The organism is Chryseomicrobium aureum (assembly GCF_016909155.1).
Classification (GTDB): Bacteria; Bacillota; Bacilli; order Bacillales_A; family Planococcaceae; genus Chryseomicrobium; species Chryseomicrobium aureum.
Genome location: NZ_JAFBFG010000002.1, coordinates 72479 through 90134, shown reverse-complemented (window position 1 = coordinate 90134; position 17656 = coordinate 72479). Strand labels below are relative to the sequence as shown.

The 17656-nt window shown below is 44.4% G+C and carries 17 protein-coding genes and 1 riboswitch; of the genes, 8 read left to right on the top strand and 9 right to left on the bottom strand.

Translation table 11 applies throughout. From position 1 onward, the window contains the following. The first annotated feature begins 7 nt into the window (after positions 1-7). Together JOD03_RS03690 and JOD03_RS03685 are read left to right on the top strand one after the other, a co-directional pair. Positions 8-376 (top strand): DUF2188 domain-containing protein, encoded by a 369-nt coding sequence (locus JOD03_RS03690; protein WP_204589484.1) that lies wholly within the window; start codon positions 8-10, stop codon positions 374-376. Between the two features lie 12 nt (positions 377-388). After that, positions 389-940 (top strand): NADPH-dependent FMN reductase, encoded by a 552-nt coding sequence (locus tag JOD03_RS03685; RefSeq protein WP_204589483.1) that lies wholly within the window; start codon positions 389-391, stop codon positions 938-940. A gap of 10 nt (positions 941-950) precedes the next feature. Here JOD03_RS03685 and JOD03_RS03680 read toward each other — a convergent pair whose 3' ends face one another. Beyond that, on the bottom strand, positions 951-1826 hold the full coding sequence (locus JOD03_RS03680) for a patatin-like phospholipase family protein (protein WP_204589482.1): 876 nt from the start codon (positions 1824-1826) through the stop codon (positions 951-953). A gap of 165 nt (positions 1827-1991) precedes the next feature. Here JOD03_RS03680 and cysK point away from each other — a divergent pair, with 165 nt between their 5' ends. Beyond that, complete coding sequence (gene cysK / locus JOD03_RS03675; protein ID WP_204589481.1) at positions 1992-2909, top strand: cysteine synthase A; 918 nt, start codon at positions 1992-1994, stop codon at positions 2907-2909. Between the two features lie 54 nt (positions 2910-2963). Next, positions 2964-3626 (top strand): type 1 glutamine amidotransferase domain-containing protein, encoded by a 663-nt coding sequence (locus JOD03_RS03670; RefSeq protein WP_204589480.1) that lies wholly within the window; start codon positions 2964-2966, stop codon positions 3624-3626. 131 nt (positions 3627-3757) lie between these two features. On the opposite strand, the gene JOD03_RS03665 is transcribed toward JOD03_RS03670, so the two are convergent. Next, positions 3758-4405, bottom strand: coding sequence for an EAL and HDOD domain-containing protein (locus JOD03_RS03665; RefSeq protein WP_204589479.1), 648 nt, complete (start codon positions 4403-4405; stop codon positions 3758-3760). 197 nt (positions 4406-4602) lie between these two features. On the opposite strand from JOD03_RS03665, the gene JOD03_RS03660 reads away from it, so the two are divergent. Then, entirely contained in the window at positions 4603-5046 is a 444-nt protein-coding gene (locus tag JOD03_RS03660) for a GNAT family N-acetyltransferase (RefSeq protein ID WP_204589478.1), read from the top strand. Positions 5047-5101: 55 nt separating this feature from the next. On the opposite strand, the gene JOD03_RS03655 is transcribed toward JOD03_RS03660, so the two are convergent. After that, entirely contained in the window at positions 5102-6580 is a 1479-nt protein-coding gene (locus JOD03_RS03655) for a glycine betaine uptake BCCT transporter (RefSeq protein WP_204589477.1), read from the bottom strand. Positions 6581-6719: 139 nt separating this feature from the next. Here JOD03_RS03655 and JOD03_RS03650 point away from each other — a divergent pair, with 139 nt between their 5' ends. Next, positions 6720-7100 (top strand): DUF2500 domain-containing protein, encoded by a 381-nt coding sequence (locus JOD03_RS03650; RefSeq protein ID WP_239584812.1) that lies wholly within the window; start codon positions 6720-6722, stop codon positions 7098-7100. A gap of 240 nt (positions 7101-7340) precedes the next feature. Here the strand turns inward: JOD03_RS03650 and metH are convergent, their stop codons facing one another. The 3 genes from metH to JOD03_RS03635 are packed head-to-tail and all read right to left on the bottom strand — an operon-like array spanning position 7341 to position 13712. Continuing rightward, positions 7341-10778 carry a methionine synthase gene (gene metH / locus JOD03_RS03645; protein WP_204589476.1) on the bottom strand — a complete coding sequence of 1146 codons (3438 nt, stop codon included), beginning with the start codon at positions 10776-10778 and terminating at the stop codon, positions 7341-7343. Beyond that, positions 10759-12603, bottom strand: a complete 1845-nt coding sequence (locus tag JOD03_RS03640) for a bifunctional homocysteine S-methyltransferase/methylenetetrahydrofolate reductase (protein ID WP_204589475.1) — start codon at positions 12601-12603, stop codon at positions 10759-10761. Before JOD03_RS03640 ends, metH begins: the two co-directional genes overlap by 20 nt. Next, positions 12600-13712 carry a methionine biosynthesis PLP-dependent protein gene (locus tag JOD03_RS03635; RefSeq protein ID WP_204589474.1) on the bottom strand — a complete coding sequence of 371 codons (1113 nt, stop codon included), beginning with the start codon at positions 13710-13712 and terminating at the stop codon, positions 12600-12602. Before JOD03_RS03635 ends, JOD03_RS03640 begins: the two co-directional genes overlap by 4 nt. Before the next feature lie 80 nt (positions 13713-13792). Further along, positions 13793-13900: riboswitch (SAM riboswitch) on the bottom strand. 194 nt (positions 13901-14094) lie between these two features. Here JOD03_RS03635 and JOD03_RS03630 point away from each other — a divergent pair. Together JOD03_RS03630 and JOD03_RS03625 are read left to right on the top strand one after the other, a co-directional pair. Then, positions 14095-14424, top strand: a complete 330-nt coding sequence (locus JOD03_RS03630; protein WP_204589473.1) for a PadR family transcriptional regulator — start codon at positions 14095-14097, stop codon at positions 14422-14424. Continuing rightward, a complete protein-coding gene (locus JOD03_RS03625; protein ID WP_204589472.1) occupies positions 14421-15107 on the top strand; it encodes a DUF1129 family protein in 687 nt (228 codons plus the stop codon). The genes JOD03_RS03630 and JOD03_RS03625 overlap by 4 nt, the downstream gene beginning before the upstream one ends. A 175-nt stretch (positions 15108-15282) precedes the next feature. On the opposite strand, the gene JOD03_RS03620 is transcribed toward JOD03_RS03625, so the two are convergent. Genes JOD03_RS03620 through JOD03_RS03610 form a run of 3 tightly spaced genes read right to left on the bottom strand, consistent with a single transcriptional unit; the run spans position 15283 to position 17629 of the window. Beyond that, on the bottom strand, positions 15283-16149 hold the full coding sequence (locus tag JOD03_RS03620) for a putative RNA methyltransferase (protein ID WP_204589471.1): 867 nt from the start codon (positions 16147-16149) through the stop codon (positions 15283-15285). Then, positions 16146-16907: an ABC transporter permease gene (locus JOD03_RS03615; protein WP_204589470.1), complete on the bottom strand. Its 762-nt coding sequence runs from the start codon at positions 16905-16907 to the stop codon at positions 16146-16148. The genes JOD03_RS03620 and JOD03_RS03615 overlap by 4 nt, the downstream gene beginning before the upstream one ends. Next, positions 16904-17629: an ABC transporter ATP-binding protein gene (locus JOD03_RS03610; RefSeq protein ID WP_204589469.1), complete on the bottom strand. Its 726-nt coding sequence runs from the start codon at positions 17627-17629 to the stop codon at positions 16904-16906. The genes JOD03_RS03615 and JOD03_RS03610 overlap by 4 nt, the downstream gene beginning before the upstream one ends. Between the last annotated feature and the right edge of the window lie 27 nt (positions 17630-17656).

The window sequence follows — 17656 nt, the reverse complement described above, 5'->3', positions numbered from 1 at the left end:
ATTTGAAATGCCATGGACAAAAACGGACTATCCCGATTCCATGAAAAATTTAGACGCTAGTGTACGGAATAAAGCGATTGAGATGGCAAATGCGATGGTGGATGACGGTATGGAAGAAGGCCGCGCCATTTCTATTGCAACGGCGAAAGCACGTGACTATGTTAGCGGGAGTGACAATTCTTCACGCCCTCATTATGTAGTGAAAGCACATGAAGACGACTGGATACTTATGAAACAGGACGGAGAAAGGGCCATTAAGACAGCTACTACAAAAGAATCGCTTCTTCAAGAAGCAAAAACATATGTCAATGATAAAGATGGCATTTTAAAAGTGTATAAACAAGATGGATCCGTTGAAGATACCTATTATGAATGAGGAGGAATGGTGATGAGCGAAAAATTAAAGGTAGGTATTATTTTAGGGAGTACGCGTGATGGTCGGGTCAGTCCACAAGTTGGAGAATGGCTCGTCGAAAAAGCAAAAGGTCGTGAAGACGCCAATTATGAACTGGTAGATATCAAGGATTTTGACCTTCCACTACTTGGGACAGCTGAATCAGAAGGTGTAAAACGATGGAATGAAAAGCTCGACTCCCTCGATGCCTTTGTATTTGTTGTCGCAGAATACAATCACAGCATGACGGGAGCTTTAAAAAATGCATTTGATAGTGCGAAAGAGTCATGGCACAACAAAGCAGCTGGAATTGTCAGTTACGGATCTGCAGGCGGTACACGTGCAGCTGAGCATGTTCGACAAGTATGCGCTGAGCTTATGATTGCAGATGTACGTGTACATCCTGTCTTATCCTTATTCTTAGATTTTGAAAAAGGACAAACATTTACACCTCGTGACCTTCACGACAAAAACGTCAACGACATGTTTGACCAAGTACTCGCATGGGGCGGGGCATTGAAACCACTACGTACAAACAAAGCCTGAGGAGACTTCCTCAGGCTTTTGGCATGATGGAATATGGTTCCCCTAGCCAGTCCATTAATTCGCCAAACCCATCTCGCCCACTTTTTAAGCCGAATTCATATAACGCAGACAACCGCTGTGGATTGCGTTCTGCTCGACTGATTTTAAACGTTTCTTGTGGACGAATAACAAATGCATCGCCTTGCGTTTCTAATTCATCCAGCCAATCCAGCGTTTCATTGTAATGCTTCCATCGTGTTTCCATCTGTTCGACCAAACCGGGGTATTGTTTATACATAAACTTACTGACGCCTGAAAACCGGGAAGCTGCTTTGCGATACCCCTTTGGACGTGTCAAAACGACAACGGGGCGCTCTACTCCATCCTCAAGTGCTTTCTTTAATGGAATTGGATCAGCAATGCCACCGTCCATTAACTTTAGCCCCTTATACTCAACGGGTGCAGCCATGAAAGGTAAAGAACTAGAGGCCCGAACCACCTTCAAAATCTCATCCCGAGGTGCTCCCTTTTCAAAATAGATTGGTTTTCCACTATAGCAATCAGTCGTTCCAATGACAAAACGTTCGGGAGATGCAGAAAACGTTTCGTAATCGAATGGGACGAGTTCATTCGGCAACTTATCAAAGAGCAAGTCCATCCCAAACAATTCTCGTTTTGTCACTAAATTTTTTAAAGAAATATAATCCGGATGCGTCACATAGTCAATGGATACTTTTCGATTTCTATCTCGTTGTCTAGCTGCATAGGAAGACCCGTGACATGCCCCTGCCGAAACTCCTATGACATATGGAAAATAATAGTCCTGCTCCATAAATGATTCTAAAATACCTCCAGTAAAAACGCCTCGCATGCCTCCGCCTTCTAAAATTAATCCAGCTCCGTTCATCGCGATCTCTCCTTTTTACTTCTCTCATTCTAGTATTTCGCAAAAGCAATCAGGAAGCAACTGGAATCTCGAAATTAAATCCTATCAAAGCACTTTGAATTGGAATTTAAATACCTGACTTGGTATACTGTTTGAACAAGAAACAACATGAAAGTAGGGAAAAAAATGACGATTTACCAAAGTATAACTGAATTGATAGGCGATACTCCTGCCGTCAAATTAAACCGCGTTGTCCCAGAAGGTGCAGCGGATGTTTATGTGAAACTTGAAATGCACAATCCTTCAAAAAGCGTGAAAGACCGCGCAGCGAATAATATGATCAAAGCAGCGGAAGAACAGGGTCTGATTCGTCCAGGTGACACAATTATTGAACCAACAAGTGGGAATACAGGTATAGGTCTTGCCATGGTTGCAGCAGCACGTGGGTACCGTGCACTATTAGTTCTTCCTGATAATAGTACACAGGAACGAATCAATCTCTTGAAAGCCTTTGGTGCTGAAGTGGTTCTCACACCGCAAGACGAAAAAATGCCGGGGGCGATCGGAAAAGCACTGGAATTGAAAGAATCGATTCCCAATGCATTCATTCCACAGCAATTTGAAAACTCCGCAAATGCTGATGCACATCGTGGCACTACGGCTCTTGAAATCCTAGAACAAATGGATGGTGAGTTGGATGCGTTTGTAGCGACTGCTGGAACGGGTGGTACGATCACAGGAACTGGCGAGACCCTAAAAGCTCACCTTCCAAATCTGTATATCGGCGTTGTAGAACCAAAAGGCTCACCTGTATTATCTGGAGGAAAGCCTGGTCGCCACAAGCTTGTCGGAACGAGCCCTGGATTTATTCCGCCAATTTTGAATACATCAATTTACGATGAAATTTTCCAAATTGAAGATGACCAAGCCATTGACCTCTTCCGTCGCCTTGCGCGTGAGGAAGGTATATTTGTTGGGCCTTCTGCCGGGGCCGCTGTTTATGCAGCCATTGAAATTGCAAAACGCTTAGGTCCTGGAAAAAAGGTTCTTTGCATTGCTCCGGATACAGGTGAACGCTACTTATCAATGGGACTGATTGAATAAAGAAAAAGCGGGTATATAAAAGAGGTATGTTCATATTGAAAGGAGACCAAAAGTATGTCAAAACGTATTCTAATGGTATTAACCAATCACTCCGAACTACCGAACGGAAAAAAAACTGGTGTCTGGCTATCTGAATTTGGAGAAGCTTACCTCGCCTTTCAAAAAGAAGGATATGATGTAACAGTCGCGAGTCCGAAAGGCGGCGAGATTCCGATTGACCCTACGAGTTTGGAAGGCGAAGTATCCGATGAAATGCTCGCTACTAAACAATTTATTGAAAACACCGAACACCTAGATCATCAAGATGCTAGCCAGTTCGACGGCATCTTTTTACCAGGAGGTCATGGCACGATGTTTGACCTTCCGGATAATACAAAACTACAAGAGCTGATTCGCTCTATCTATGAAGCTGATAAACCTGTCGCTGCTGTATGTCATGGTCCAGCTGGTTTAGTCGGTGTCACACTTTCAAACGGCGATCCACTCGTCAAAGGAAAAAAAGTAAGTGCGTTCACAGATGCTGAAGAGAAAGATACAGGCCTTCAAGATGACATGCCATTCTTACTAGCTTCAAAGCTTGAAGAATTGGGCGCACACCACGAAGCTGCAGATAACTGGAGCGAAAAGGTAGTACGTGACGGTTTCTTAGTTACTGGACAAAATCCACAGTCAACGGAAGCTGTTGCCCATGCATTTATCGACACATTAAAAGAGTAGGCGATTGCCTACTCTTTTCTTATGTCCAGCGCCCTTTTAAATCCAGTGCTTGGCGAATCTGATTAAAATGATACAAGTATCCCCTTTTCTCACCGGAAAACTCTCATAAAGAAGAATGCAGTGACTATGCTTTAAGATCGAGGAACATGCACGAGGATTTGATCGTCAATTAGCATAGGGGTGGAACTAGCGGATAATACTTCTGGCTTTCCAAAAAAATACCCTTGAAAATAAGCGTACCCTGAGTCTAAAGCTCGCTTATACTCCTCAAGTGTTTCAATTTTTTCAGCAATCAGCCGCTTTCCAGATCGTTTTGCTAATTGTTCTGTACATTTTTGTCGATCAAATGGTGCTTGAAAGTCAATTTTAATGAAATCTGCCACGCGAATGATTTCAGGAATACCTGCAACAGAAAGATTGCAATTAAAATCATCCAATCCAATTTGATAACCCGCCTTTTTCAAGTGTTTCAACGCTTTTAACAGTTCTTGATCAAACTCAATCGTCTCTACCACTTCAATAATCAACTGACCTGGTGCGATGTTCCATTGTTGATGTTGAATAAGCAAATCACGAGTAAAGTTTACAAAGACGGGGAGATTTTGACTAACTACATCTAATCCCATAACATGATAGGCAGTTTCGAGTACTTGTCGTGTAGCGTTATTTGGGTCTTGCGCAGTGTAGACGTTTTCTTCACTATTCCTATACAATAATTCATAAGCAATGACATGTCCGTTTCGATCCACTATAGGTTGCCTTGCAAGGTAGTGATTCAACTTTTTCACCTCCATTTATTCAGATTAATTAGTACTATTATACTCATTATTTTCTGAATAATCAAACAATAAATGACTTTTGGTTGTAAAATAAAAAGGATAAAAGTCTTGGTTTCGAATTATTTTAAATAATCCTAAGGTTATAGAGGGATTGAAAACGGATATGTCGAATAGAAAAGAAAAGGGGAGGCCACACCATGTCATACGAAGTGAAACAAATTACCGATTTAAATGAAGTTTCAGTACAACACCTTGTTGAAGAAAGCGAAAATGAAGGGTATCGATTTTTGACAAGACTGGTTAAACAATATGCAGATGGATCGGAACTATTTAAAAAGCCAGGAGAAGCTTTATATGGGGTATGGAGAGACGGACATCTTGTAGGAATCGGAGGCATTTTACAAAACTCCTATGCAGATGACCCTGCTACTGGACGACTTCGCAGATTTTATGTGACAGCTGACGAACGTCGAAACGGTGTTGGGACAATGTTGCTAGATGCTTGTCTTGAAAAAGCAAAAGAAACATTCAAGAGTGTCACGTGTCGCACAGATTCTGCGAAAGCGGATGCCTTCTATCGTCAAAATGGTTTCGTCCCTGTTCATCATTCACCTGATACAACTCACAGAATCACCTTCTAAACAGACAAAAGACTCTTCTCGCATCTCGCGAAAAGAGTCTTTTTTAGTTCTAGCACTATAGTCGTTTACGCTCTAACTGTAGTGCTTTAATTGTGGAAATCATCATCAATACCATGATGAACGAGAACGGAAGCGCGGCTATGATCAAGGCATTTTGCAAAGCTGTTAGCCCGTTAGCTGCCAGTAGAATAACCGCAATCAATGACTGTGCTACTCCCCAGATGATCTTGACAGAGTTATCTGGATTCATAGATCCACCCGTCGTCTGCATTCCTAGAACAAACGTCGCCGAGTCGGCACTTGTGATAAAGAACGTGCTGATGAGAACGATCGCAATGATTGACAGGATGGTTGCGAATGGAAGTTCGTTAAATGTTGCAAACAAAACTTCCTCTGTCGCAAGCCCTGACAAGTCGATTCCAGACTTCTGTACGTTGATTGCCGTAGAACCAAACGCTGAGAACCAGAAGAAGCTCACTAAGGATGGCAGTAACAATACACCTGTTAAGAATTCACGAATCGTACGTCCTTTGGAAACACGAGCAATGAAGATCCCAACAAATGGTGCCCATGAAATCCACCAAGCCCAGTAAAAGATCGTCCAACCATTGATCCAGTCGCGACTTTCTCCGTCGAGTGGTGCAGCGCGGAACGTCATTCGAACGATGTTCTGCAAATACGCCCCTAGGCTGTCTGTAAACATGTTGAAAATCAATAATGTCGGTCCAAGAACGACAACACCAATTAATAATGCAATCGCTAATACCATGTTCGTATTCGATAAATATTTAATCCCTTTACTTAGACCTGACCATGCCGAAGCAAGAAAGAGAACGGTTACGACCGCAATAATAATAACCTGCAGAGTATAAGAAACTTCAATTCCTAAGAGATATGCTAGTCCCCCACTAATTTGAACAGCACCGAAGCCAAGAGTAGTTGCAACACCGACAACAGTTGCAAAAACCGCAAATACGTCGACGATAACACCCCATGGTCCAGACATTTTGTCCCCAAAGATTGGCTTAAGTGTTGCAGAAATTAATCCAGGTTCGCCTTTGCGGAACTGGAAGTAAGCGAGTGCTAAAGCTACAATCGCATAAATGGCCCAAGCATGTAGTCCCCAGTGGAAAAATGTATAACGCATCGAATCGCGGAAGGCCTGGTCTGTGCCTGTCTCACCTGTTGGCGAAGAAACAGCATAATGTGATAACGGCTCAGCCGCTCCCCAAAATACAAGTCCGATCCCCATCCCTGCTGAAAATAACATCGCAAACCACGTTGGACGCGAGTATGCAGGACGATCTGTATCTTTTCCTAATCGAATCTTTCCGTACGGGCTAAAAATTAAAAATAGCGTAAAAACAACCATTAGGCCTACAATAATCAAGTAATACCAACCAAAAGTGGTTGTAATAAAGGCTTGCATATTGGCTGTTACTGACTCAAAACCTTCTGGCACAATTGCACCGAAAAGGACGGTCACAATAACGAGCGCAAGCGTAATCCAAAATACATTTGTAACTTTCTTCACATTCTCCCCTTCTTTCTTATAGTTTACACAATTCCCTACCCTACCTTAATTTTATGTAAGGGTCAAGCGATGCACGTTTCTCTCCACATGAAACTTCTCCACCTTTTATTCGTAAAGAATACAAAAAGGGGGAGTTTGATTGGGTTATTCAGATCCTGCATTCGGCTTTATGGATTCGTTCGGAACAGTGTTCATAGCTGTGGTGTTTGTTGTAATTATTTCTGTTATTATTATTGGAATTGGGGGCTCCATTAAAACGTGGTCAAAAAATAACAATTCACCTCAACTCAGTGTACCCGCTTCTGTGAAAACTAAACGCACAGAAACGTCAGGTGGCAGTGGAGAGAGCGCAGCTAACACTTGGTATTATGTAACATTTGAAGTACAAAGTGGTGACCGTATGGAACTACCAGTTCGCGGGCATGAGTTCGGGCAGCTTGCGGAAGGTGATTTAGGTTTACTAACGTTCCAAGGTACACGCTATATTAATTTTGAACGTAAGATAGAACCACAAGTATAAAATAGAATCAGCACCTTCTCTGGAGTCAGCTCAAGAGAAGGAGCTGATTTTTTTGGGTATAGCCGGGTGTTTAGTTTCCATAACATGAGGAAGTGGTGAAACTCAATAAATAACCGTCGAATCTTTCGACTTAGCCAGTGAATCTCTCCATTTATCCATCGAATCTTTCGACACAATTGCCGAACGCTCATATAAAAACGCCACTCTTTATTTAAGAGCGGCGTTCTCCACATCTAACTACTAATACACATTAAAATACCGAGCCTCCGGATGCGCAAACACCATCGCAGAAACCGATGCCTCAGGCTCCATCATGCAACCGTCCGTCAACTCCACCCCAATCCGTTCAGGCTGAAGCAATTTCCATAGCTTCTTCTGATCCTCGAGCTCCGGGCACGCTGGGTACCCGAATGAGAAGCGTTGGCCTTGGTATTTCGTTCGGAACAAATCTTGGATGGATAGTTCGACTGGATCTGGGAAGCCCCATCTCGAGCGCATCATTTCATGCATGCGTTCCGCTAAGCCTTCTGCTGTCTCAAGCGCCAAAGCCTGCAGCGCATGACTTTCTAAAAACTTCCCTTGTTCTTTCAGTTGCTGCGCCCATGTTCGGATACCTTTTCCTGCTGTTACCGTAAAGAATCCTACATAATCCATCTCCCCACCGACTGGTTTTAAATAATCGGCTAGACAAAGATGATCCGGTTTTATCTGACGTGGAAAATGGAAACGCTCAATTTCTCGCGTGTGATTTTTCGGGTCATAGATAATCACATCGTCACCGTCCGATTGCGCCGGGAAGAACTGATAAATGGCCGATGCTTGTAGAATCCCTTCGTTTACTGCCTGTTCGAACAACTGATCCGTTATTTCTTTTAATTTTATCGTTCGCTCGTCTTGTTCAGCTAGCAAGCGAGAGATTTTCCCTTTAATGCCCAAATGATGGCCAAGCAACATCTGCTGATTGATATAGGGATAGACTTGACGTAGAGAGAAGTCTCGCAAAATATGCACATCCAAATCGGCAGGAGTATAGACCTTAACATCTCGACTTACTGTAGAAGTTCCCACTGTTGCCGGCTTTCGAGGAATCTCTTTTTCGGGTGCCTCTAAGCGCTTTTTCTGATCCTCGTCGTATAAGGTCTGAATCTCTAAACGATTTTCAGGATTTTGCAAGTCATTAAAGATTTGAAGTCCGTCCATTGCATCTTTCGCGTATAGCACTAAACCATCGTATTCTTTTGCGATTTTATTTGCCGTAAATTTTCGCGTCAAGGCGGCTCCACCAACGACAACTGGCGTTTCAATGCCTGCTGCTTTCAAATCTTGTGCGGTTACGACCATCTGCTGAGCGGATTTCACAAGCAGTCCTGATAAACCGATGATATCTGGTTTATGCGTCCGTACTTGTTCAATGAGTTCTTGAGGCGTTACTTTAATTCCAAGATCTGTCACGTCATAGCCGTTGTTACTCAGGATAATATCCACTAAGTTTTTCCCGATATCATGTACGTCCCCTTTTACCGTAGCCAAAATGACCTTCCCTTTTGTCGATGACACATCTGATTGCTCCATATGCGGCTCTAAGTAAGCGACCGCTGCTTTCATGACCTCTGCACTTTGCAAAACCTCTGCAACAATCAATTGATTGTCATTGAACAAGCGTCCTACTTCTGCCATACCTGCCATCAGGGGTCCATTGATCACATCTAGCGGTGCGTCATAGCTTGCAAGAGCAGCGTCTAAATCTGGCAGTAACCCTTCTTTCGTCCCTTCGACAATATAGTAGGCCAAGCGTTCTTCTACCGTTTCCGGTAGTGCGATCACTTTCTCTTCTTTTTTCATTCCTCTGTAGAATTCCGTGAACTTCGCGAGGGTCTCATCTGTCGTATCAAACAATAGTTCTTCGGCGAGTTTTACCTCCTCTTCCGGAATCGAAGCAAAACGCTCAAGTTTTTCCGTGTTGACGATGGCGTAATCAAGACCTGCTTGCACGCAGTGATACAAGAACACAGCATTTAGCACTTCGCGACCAACAGGCGGAAGTCCAAATGAGACATTACTCACACCAAGGATCTGCGGACAGTGCGGGAAGCGTTCTTTGATAGCGCGAATCCCCTCAACAGTGGCTTTCGCCGAACCGATATACTGTTCATCTCCCGTGCCGACAGGAAAGACCAGTGCATCAAAAATAATGTCTGATGGCGCTATGCCGTATTTTTCAGTCAACAAGTGATAGGAGCGTTCTGCAATGGCGATTTTTCGTTCTGCAGAGACACCCATTCCCTTTTCGTCGATGGTTCCGACAACTACGGCTGCTCCGAACTGGTGCACAAGCGGCGCTATGGCTTCAAAACGTTCCTCCCCGTCTTCTAAATTGATGGAGTTAATGATGACTTTTCCTTGTGAATAACGCAGGGCCACTTCTAATACCTTTTCATCTGTTGAATCAATCATTAATGGGACCTTCACTTTTTTCACAACTTGTTGGATGAATTGATCCATATCTTCTACTTCTTCACGGTCCGGGTCAGCGAGGCAAATATCGATGATTTGCGCCCCATTTTTAACTTGTGCACGCGCAATTTCAGATGCCTCTTCTAATTTGCCCTCTTGAATGAGACGCTTAAATTTTCGAGACCCAATGACGTTCGTGCGTTCCCCGACTAAGATCGGACGAGTAGACGGGTCGTCGTAAACGAACGGCTCGATACCGGAAACTTTGTGCTCATCATGTGTTGTCGCCGTGCGCGGTTGATACTTTTCAGCAACTGCTGCAAGGGCACGAATATGGTCTGGTGTCGTCCCGCAACACCCTCCTAGTAAGTTCAGCCATCCTTTTTCTAAGAATCCCTCCATTTTGGTAGCGAGGGACTCGGGTGTCTCGTTGTAATTTCCTTCTTCGTCTGGAAGCCCAGCGTTCGGATAACAACTGACGTAGCTAGACGCTAACGTCGATAGAGAACGCAAATGGTCGCGCATAAATTCAGGACCCGTCGCGCAGTTCAGGCCCACAACAAGCGGATTCATATGCTCTAGCGAAATGTAAAACGCCTCGATAGACTGACCAGCAAGTGTGGTTCCCATTGGTTCAATTGTTCCGGAAACGAGAATCGGCAGTTCACGACCGCGGCTTTTGAATGCGTTTTGAATACCTAAGTTCGCCGCTTTCACATTTAGCGCATCTTGGCTTGTTTCAACAAGCAGTACGTCTACGTCACCATCTAGTAATCCTTCTGCCTGTACTTGATAATCCTGAACGAGTGCATCAAACGAGATTCCCCCTGTAACCGATAACGTTTTTGTGGTCGGTCCCATTGCCCCTGCTACAAAACGAGGTCTTTCATCTGTTGCGAATTCCGAGGCGACACGCTTTGCAATTTCTGCTGCTTCTTTGTTCAATTCATACGCTAAGTGGCCAAGGTCATACTCGTCCAACACGACTGGTGTAGCTCCAAATGTGTTGGTCTCTACAATGTCAGCCCCAGCTTCAAAGTAAGCAGCATGAATTGATTCGACGACATCGGGTCGTGTACGAACTAAGTACTCGTTACACCCTTCGTATTCTTCCCCACCAAAGTCTTCAGCCGATAGGTCTGCTTGTTGGATCATGGTTCCCATCGCCCCGTCTAAGACGAGAATTTTCTTCTGGAGTTGCTGTTCAAATGTGGAGCTGGTCATACGATTCCTCCTTGTTGCGTGTCTTGATAAAGTCAATCAATTCAAGTGAGAGCTCATAACGGAGAAATGGTGTAATCAGATAGATTCCGTTAAATAACTTGACCGCTTCTTCTAGCAGTTCTTTTGTAATCGTCATGCCGACTTCAAGTGCTGTTGCAGGGTCTTCTCCCGCTTCTCGCATACGCTGTCTTGTCACTTCTGGAAGACGAATCCCTGGAACTTCGTGATGCAGAAACTCTGCGTTGCGCGACGATAATAAAGGCATGATGCCGACGAAAAACGGTTTATCGACTTGTTTTGCTGCTTCTGCAAGTGCATGTAGCTGATCGATTCCAAAAACCGGTTGCGTAATAAAATAATCCGCTCCTGCTGCGACTTTCTTTTCAAGCCGCTTGATCGAGGCATCCATATGGCGGTAATTCGGATTAAATGCTGCCCCCACCGAAAACCGTGTCGGTCTCTCCAGTGATTTCCCCGAAAATGATAATCCACGATTGTTCTGCTTGATAAGCTCGATTAGTTCTAAACTTGATAAGTCGTAGACAGATGCTGCTCCCGGAAAGTCCCCAATTTTGGCAGGATCTCCTGTGATGGCGAGCAGGTCTTGTACACCAAGCTCATGGAGACCCATTAAGTGCGATTGGAGACCAATCAAATTTCGATCACGGCATGTTAAATGAACAAGTGGCGTGGCATCGTATCGTTCTTTGATGATGGCTGCCACTGCATCATTCCCGACTCTCGGAGAAGCTAGAGGATTGTCAGCGAGTGTTAGTGCATCGGCACCAGCTTCATGGAGAGCTTGAATTCCTTCGTAGAATCGGTCGGTATTTAAATGCTTTGGTGGGTCAAGTTCCACGAGAATTGTCGTTTCCTTCCGCACTTTTTGAAGTAGTGGGGACTCGGCTGAAACTTGCTCGATTTGTGGGTCAGATTTTTTTGCCGTGATTTGTTTGGTCGAAATTGGCGTGCGGTCGCCTAGAGTTTCTGCGATCGCTTGGATATGGCCAGGCGTCGTTCCACAACAGCCTCCGATCAAGTGGACACCTTGCTGTCTCAGCTCCTCCGCAATTTCTGCAAAATAGTGAAACTCTTCTGCGTACGAATAGCGACCTTCTTCCACTTGAGGAAGACTCGCATTCGGATAGACAGAGAGCAGCGCCTTGTTGGGAATCGGAACTTGCTTGAGAGCACTCAGCATGTGGAATGGACCCATTCGACAATTGACACCAATAACATCGGCTCCTGCAGCTTCCAACTCTTCAAATGCTTGTGCAAGTGAATAGCCGTTTTGCAATACACCCACTTCATGCATCGACACTTCTGCGATAATCGGTAACTCACACTCTGCCTTTGCGATTTGCACAACGGCTTTTAGTTCTTCAAAATCGTAGTACGTTTCGAGTAACAGTGCGTCGACGCCTTCCATTAAAAATATATAGAGCTGTTCTCTAAAACTGCGTTTGATTTCATCGAGTGGAATGTCTTGTTTGATTCCACGCAATCCTCCAAATGTTCCAAGGACGTATACCTCGTCCCCCGCAGCTTGTTTGGCAAGTTTTACTGCCGCTGTATTGATGGCTTTCACTTGTTCTTGCAAACCATAACGTGCGAGTTTCACGTAATTCGCTGCGTAGGTGTTTGTCTGAATCACTTCCGCTCCTGCTGCAATATACTGTTCATGTACACGCAGAACGTCTTCCGGGTGAGAAAGGTTTAGCTCTTCATTGCAGTGATCGACGCCGTACGAGTAAAGCAGTGTGCCCATTGCCCCGTCCGCCACTAAAACACGGTCTTGCAGTTGTTCCAAAAACGGTCGTTTCATTCGGCTTCACCTACTAACCCATCTAAAATATGTTGCAGTTCTGCTTTCAAATCGTCCACATGTTCAATGCCTACAGAAAAACGAAGAAGTCTTCCGCAGATTCCGACTCGTTCACGCTCCGCTACCGGAATATCGGCATGGGTTTGTGTTGTCGGGTAGGTGATGAAGCTTTCAACTCCACCAAGACTTTCTGCAAATGCAATGAGTGTAAGACGCTCGAGGAATTGTGGTACCCACTCTTCTTTCTGTAACCGAAACGATAACATTCCGCCTTTCCCTGGATACAAGACGGAATCGATTGCTACGTGTTGTGTTAAGAACTCTGCAAGTTTCTGTGCATTTTGTTGTTGGCGCTCGACTCGGAGACCCAACGTTTTAAGACTTCTCACTAATAGCCAACAGTCTAACGGACTAGGTACGGCCCCGATTGAATTTTGAATGATTGTGAGTTGCTCACCAAGTGCCTGTCCTTTTGTAATAACAGCACCTGCTAACACATCATTGTGGCCACCCAAATACTTCGTCGCACTATGAATGACAATGTCTGCTCCTAGCGTGATCGGTTGCTGCAGAATTGGTGTATAGAAAGTGTTATCGACGATCAGCAGGATTTCGTGTCCTTTTGCCAGTTCGGCAACAGCTTGAATATCTGTTTCTTTCATCAATGGATTCGTTGGAGATTCGATGAACACTGCTTTTGTGCGCTCAGTGATGGCAGCCTCGATTGACTGAAGCTTTGAAGTGTCTACATAACGGAAGTGTAAACCCGTCCGTTCTTCTAACTGATGGAATAACCGGTAGCTCCCTCCGTATAAGTCTTCGGATACCACTAGCTCATCACCCAACTTAAATAACTGAAGTACGGCGTGAACAGCCGCCATTCCTGAACTGAAGGCAAAACCATGATCACCTCTTTCAAGGTCCGCCAGTGTTAGCTCGAGGGCAGTTCGCGTAGGATTAGCAGTTCGCGAGTAATCATACCCCGTTGATTGCCCGATTCCTGGGTGGATGTAGGCTGTTGAGAGATGAATAGGAAGGCTCACTGCTCCGGTTGCTGAGTCACTTCGGTTCCCGGCTTGTGCGAGTTTGGTTTCTAGTTGATGTGTCATATTTACTCCTCCTAAGTAGTGGAGGGCATAGAAAAACGCCCTCTTATTAAAAATAAGAAGGCGTGTAATCAATTCTATCCCTCTTATCTATCAGAACACAATGGTTCTGCTGGAATTAGCACCATACTGCTTTGCAGCTGGTTGCTGAGGTGTCGTAGGGCCAGTCCCTCTACCTCTCGCGATAAGAAATTGCGTATTTAGTTCGGTCTTCAAAGCTTTTTACCACTTTAACGCATTGAAGGAAGATGTGTCAATAGAATTTCAAGGTTTTAGTTGACTTCCCATTTCTCACACAGTAGACTGTAATTAACTACTTTGCATTACCAAGTAGCTATTTTTTCACCCCGCTATCTTGCATTACAAACTAGCAAGGAGGAGCGCTATGACAGTTCGCAGTCAACTACTGAAAGGTTTTCTTGACGGATGTGTTCTTGCAGTTATCGATAAACAGACTGTGTATGGATATGAATTATCCAGGAAGTTACAGGATTCCGGTCTTCCCGATGTCCCAGAAGGCACCATTTATCCGGTCTTGTTACGGTTGCAAAAACAGGGCTTGATCGTCAGTGAAATGCGTCCATCTGAGTCTGGACCAAATCGCAAATACTATTCCATCACACAAAGTGGACAAGCCACATTGGCAACCATTCGCAACGAGTGGCAATTGCTGTCTGTCCCACTACATGCATTATTAAAGGAGGAAAGCGAATGAAAGCACATGAGTTAATCAAACTGAACAATGAAAAACGCGAGTTATTACATGTTCCAAATAAAGTGTATTACGAGCAATTGATGGTTTATATCCGAACGAAGCTTCTATTGTCCGAGCAAAAGAGTGAAGAAGTCTTGATGGATATGCTTGATCACTTGCTTGAAGCACAAGAAGACGGAAAATCTGCAAAAGATGTATTTGGAGAGGATCCAAAGGCTTACGCTGATGACGTCATCGAACAAATTCCGCAAGAAGAGAAACGCGACATGGTGAAGTTTTGGGGACGCATGGCGTTCCAGTTGCTTGCATACTACTTTATCGCGCGCGGGGTTATTATGGCTGCGATTGCCTACTTCGATGAAATGCCAGATGATCGTATATACTTGATTCCATCGTTGATTCAAGTTGGGTTGATGGTGTTCATTGTGTGGCTCTTGATTCGCTTAGTGTTCCGTCAATTGCACAAAACCGCATTTGAAGAGGCAAGCTTGAAATCTCGTTGGAAAGAATATGTCTGCCCAGGTGTTCTAGGCGCTCTTGCCATGGCAGCAATTGGTCTCTCGAATTATTTCTTACCTTATTTCGGACCGTATGCACCCTTTCCACCAGCGTCTTCTATCGGTGTTGGGGCGATTTTCTTGTTAACATCGTGGATATTGAAGCGAACGGAGTGGGGTTCGTAAAGAGTTTGGGTGGGTGAGCGGGCGTTCATCGGACGTAACTAAGATTTATTCTACCCAAATCACGATTTGTTCTACCCAAACCGCAATTTATTCTACCGAAGTCGTATTATGGAAACTAATCACGCACTATACAGCAAAAAAACAGGGTTCGCTCCTCGGAGCGGACCCTGTCCAATTAGCTTTTCTTCAACTTCCCGACCAAAACCGTCAAATCCACAGTAACTGATGGTAACGCCAGTTCGATAAACTCGTTCACTTGCTCAGGTGGTGCATTCCAAGTAAGAGGCGTCATCGCAATGAGGTCGCGCCACTGCTCATCGGTCAACTCGACACTATAGTTCTGTCGACTGACATGAACAGTCTCCAACGTCTTCTCAAACTGCTCTTTTGCGCCTTCGTTTTCATACGTTTCTTTGTCAGTTCCCGCATAAAAGAACTTCCTGAGTTCCTCTAAGTACTGTGCATTTGGAATCACCTTCACCACGTACCCACCAGCTTTCAGTATACGTCTAAACTCTTGATGGTTTGCTGGAGAAAGAATATTCAATACGACATCCACGGAGTGCTCTTGAACAGGAGATTTAGCCAAATCCGCAACGAGCCAGAGTGCATCGACGTCGTGATTCGTTGCTAATTGAATTCCTTCTTTCGCAAGATCTATTCCAATACCCCGACCACTTTTTACTTGTTCTAGAATACCTGCCAGATGTGTCCCTTCCCCGCAGCCCATGTCTACGAGTAGAGGTGATGACAAAGAGGACTCACCTTCTATCCACGTTGCAATCTCAGAAATCACCGGATTGAAAAATCTCGTTTCTGAAAGTAGTGCCTGTCTAGCTCTAAACAATTCTTTTGTGTAACGACTCTTCGCCACAGTCCCCGCCAAGTGAAGGTAGCCTTGTTTGGCCACATCAAACGTATGATGATTCTCACATGTCATACCGGTATCGGTAGCCTGAGCTGCCTTCTGACAATGCGGGCATCGAAGCACAAAGTCTAAACTCTGTAGTTGCGTTAACGCTCGTTGTTTTTTTGAAATCATCTAGTTCTTCCTTCCTGAAGTAATTGGTAACGTTCATTAAAGAGTGTTGGATAGGAAAGGAAACCTTGTGCAATGCTGGTCACTGCAGCAGTCGTTAAAATTAAGAACACGATTAACAACTGGAATTGCACAGCTTGAATCGAGTCTGCCCCTGCAATGATCTGCCCACTCATCATTCCAGGAAGTTGCACGAGACCCATCGTTTTTTGACTTTCAATCGTCGGTATCATACTTGTCTTGATTGCTTGAATCAAACGTGTGTGTATCGCTTGTTTCGGTGTTCCTCCTAAAGATAAAATGAGTTCAATTTGATCTTCGTGACTTTCAATCTCTGAAGTGAATCGGTTCAAAAACAGAATAGCCAGCACCATCGAGTTTCCGATGACCATTCCACTGATAGGAATGACGTACTGAGGAGTGGCTGGTGTGATGGAAAAGCCGATTAAGATTCCCTGCGTTAGTACCTCTACGAAAATAAGCGTCACTGCTACTTTCCACGTGATGCCCGGAATCGACTTTCCTTTTTTCCGAACATTTAGCGTCGCTGCCACAATCATGAGCGCAACCATAAGGAGTATATAAATAAAGCTTTCGGAGTCGAATACGAACTTTAAAATATACCCAATCGCGATTAGTTGAACAATAGAACGGACAGTAGCAATCAACGTATCTCGTTCTAAATCCAAACGTAAGGTTTTGGATAATACTAACGGGATCAAAACAAAAATTAAAGTGAGCGCGAGTGTTCCATATGTCATAAATTAATGCCCCTTACAAATTGCTGTACAGCTGGATCTGTGGATTCGTTTAACAATGAACTCTCGCCTTGTTCGATGAGCTGACCGTCAATCATTACCCATGTATAGTGACCGATTCGTTCTGCTTGCTCTAAGTTGTGCGTAATCCAAATAATCGTTGTACCAAACGTTTTATGAATATGCGCGATCAACTCTTCCACTTCCTGACGAGATACGCGGTCGAGAGCTGATGTGATTTCATCTAACAACAAGATTTCCGGTTCCATCAGAAGTGTCCGTGCAATGGAAACTTTCTGACGCTGACCACCGGAAAGGTCGCGGCTATCGCGCTGCAAATAATCTGGATCAAGACCCACCTCTTGAATCACTTTACGCATCTTTTCAACATCAACTTCTGCTCCTTGCAATGCATAAGGAAGTGTCAAATTCTCCTCGACAGTTCCACTGATCATCGGCGCACTTTGAAGAGCCATGCTGGCACGCGTGCGCAATTCGACTGGTTCCCATTCTTCGACGTTCTTTCCAAGAACAAGAATTTCGCCAGTATTCGGACTAAGTAAACCATTGCACAACTTCAATAAAGTTGATTTTCCAGCACCGGACGGACCTACAAGTGTTGTGATTTTTCCTTTTGGGAAATAGCCGGTAACGCCTTTTAAAACTTCTTGTTCTCCTCGTTTCATGGATACACCTGTAAATTCAATGGCTGCTTCTCGCTCCATAAATTTCCCTTCTTTCCTAAGTCGTTT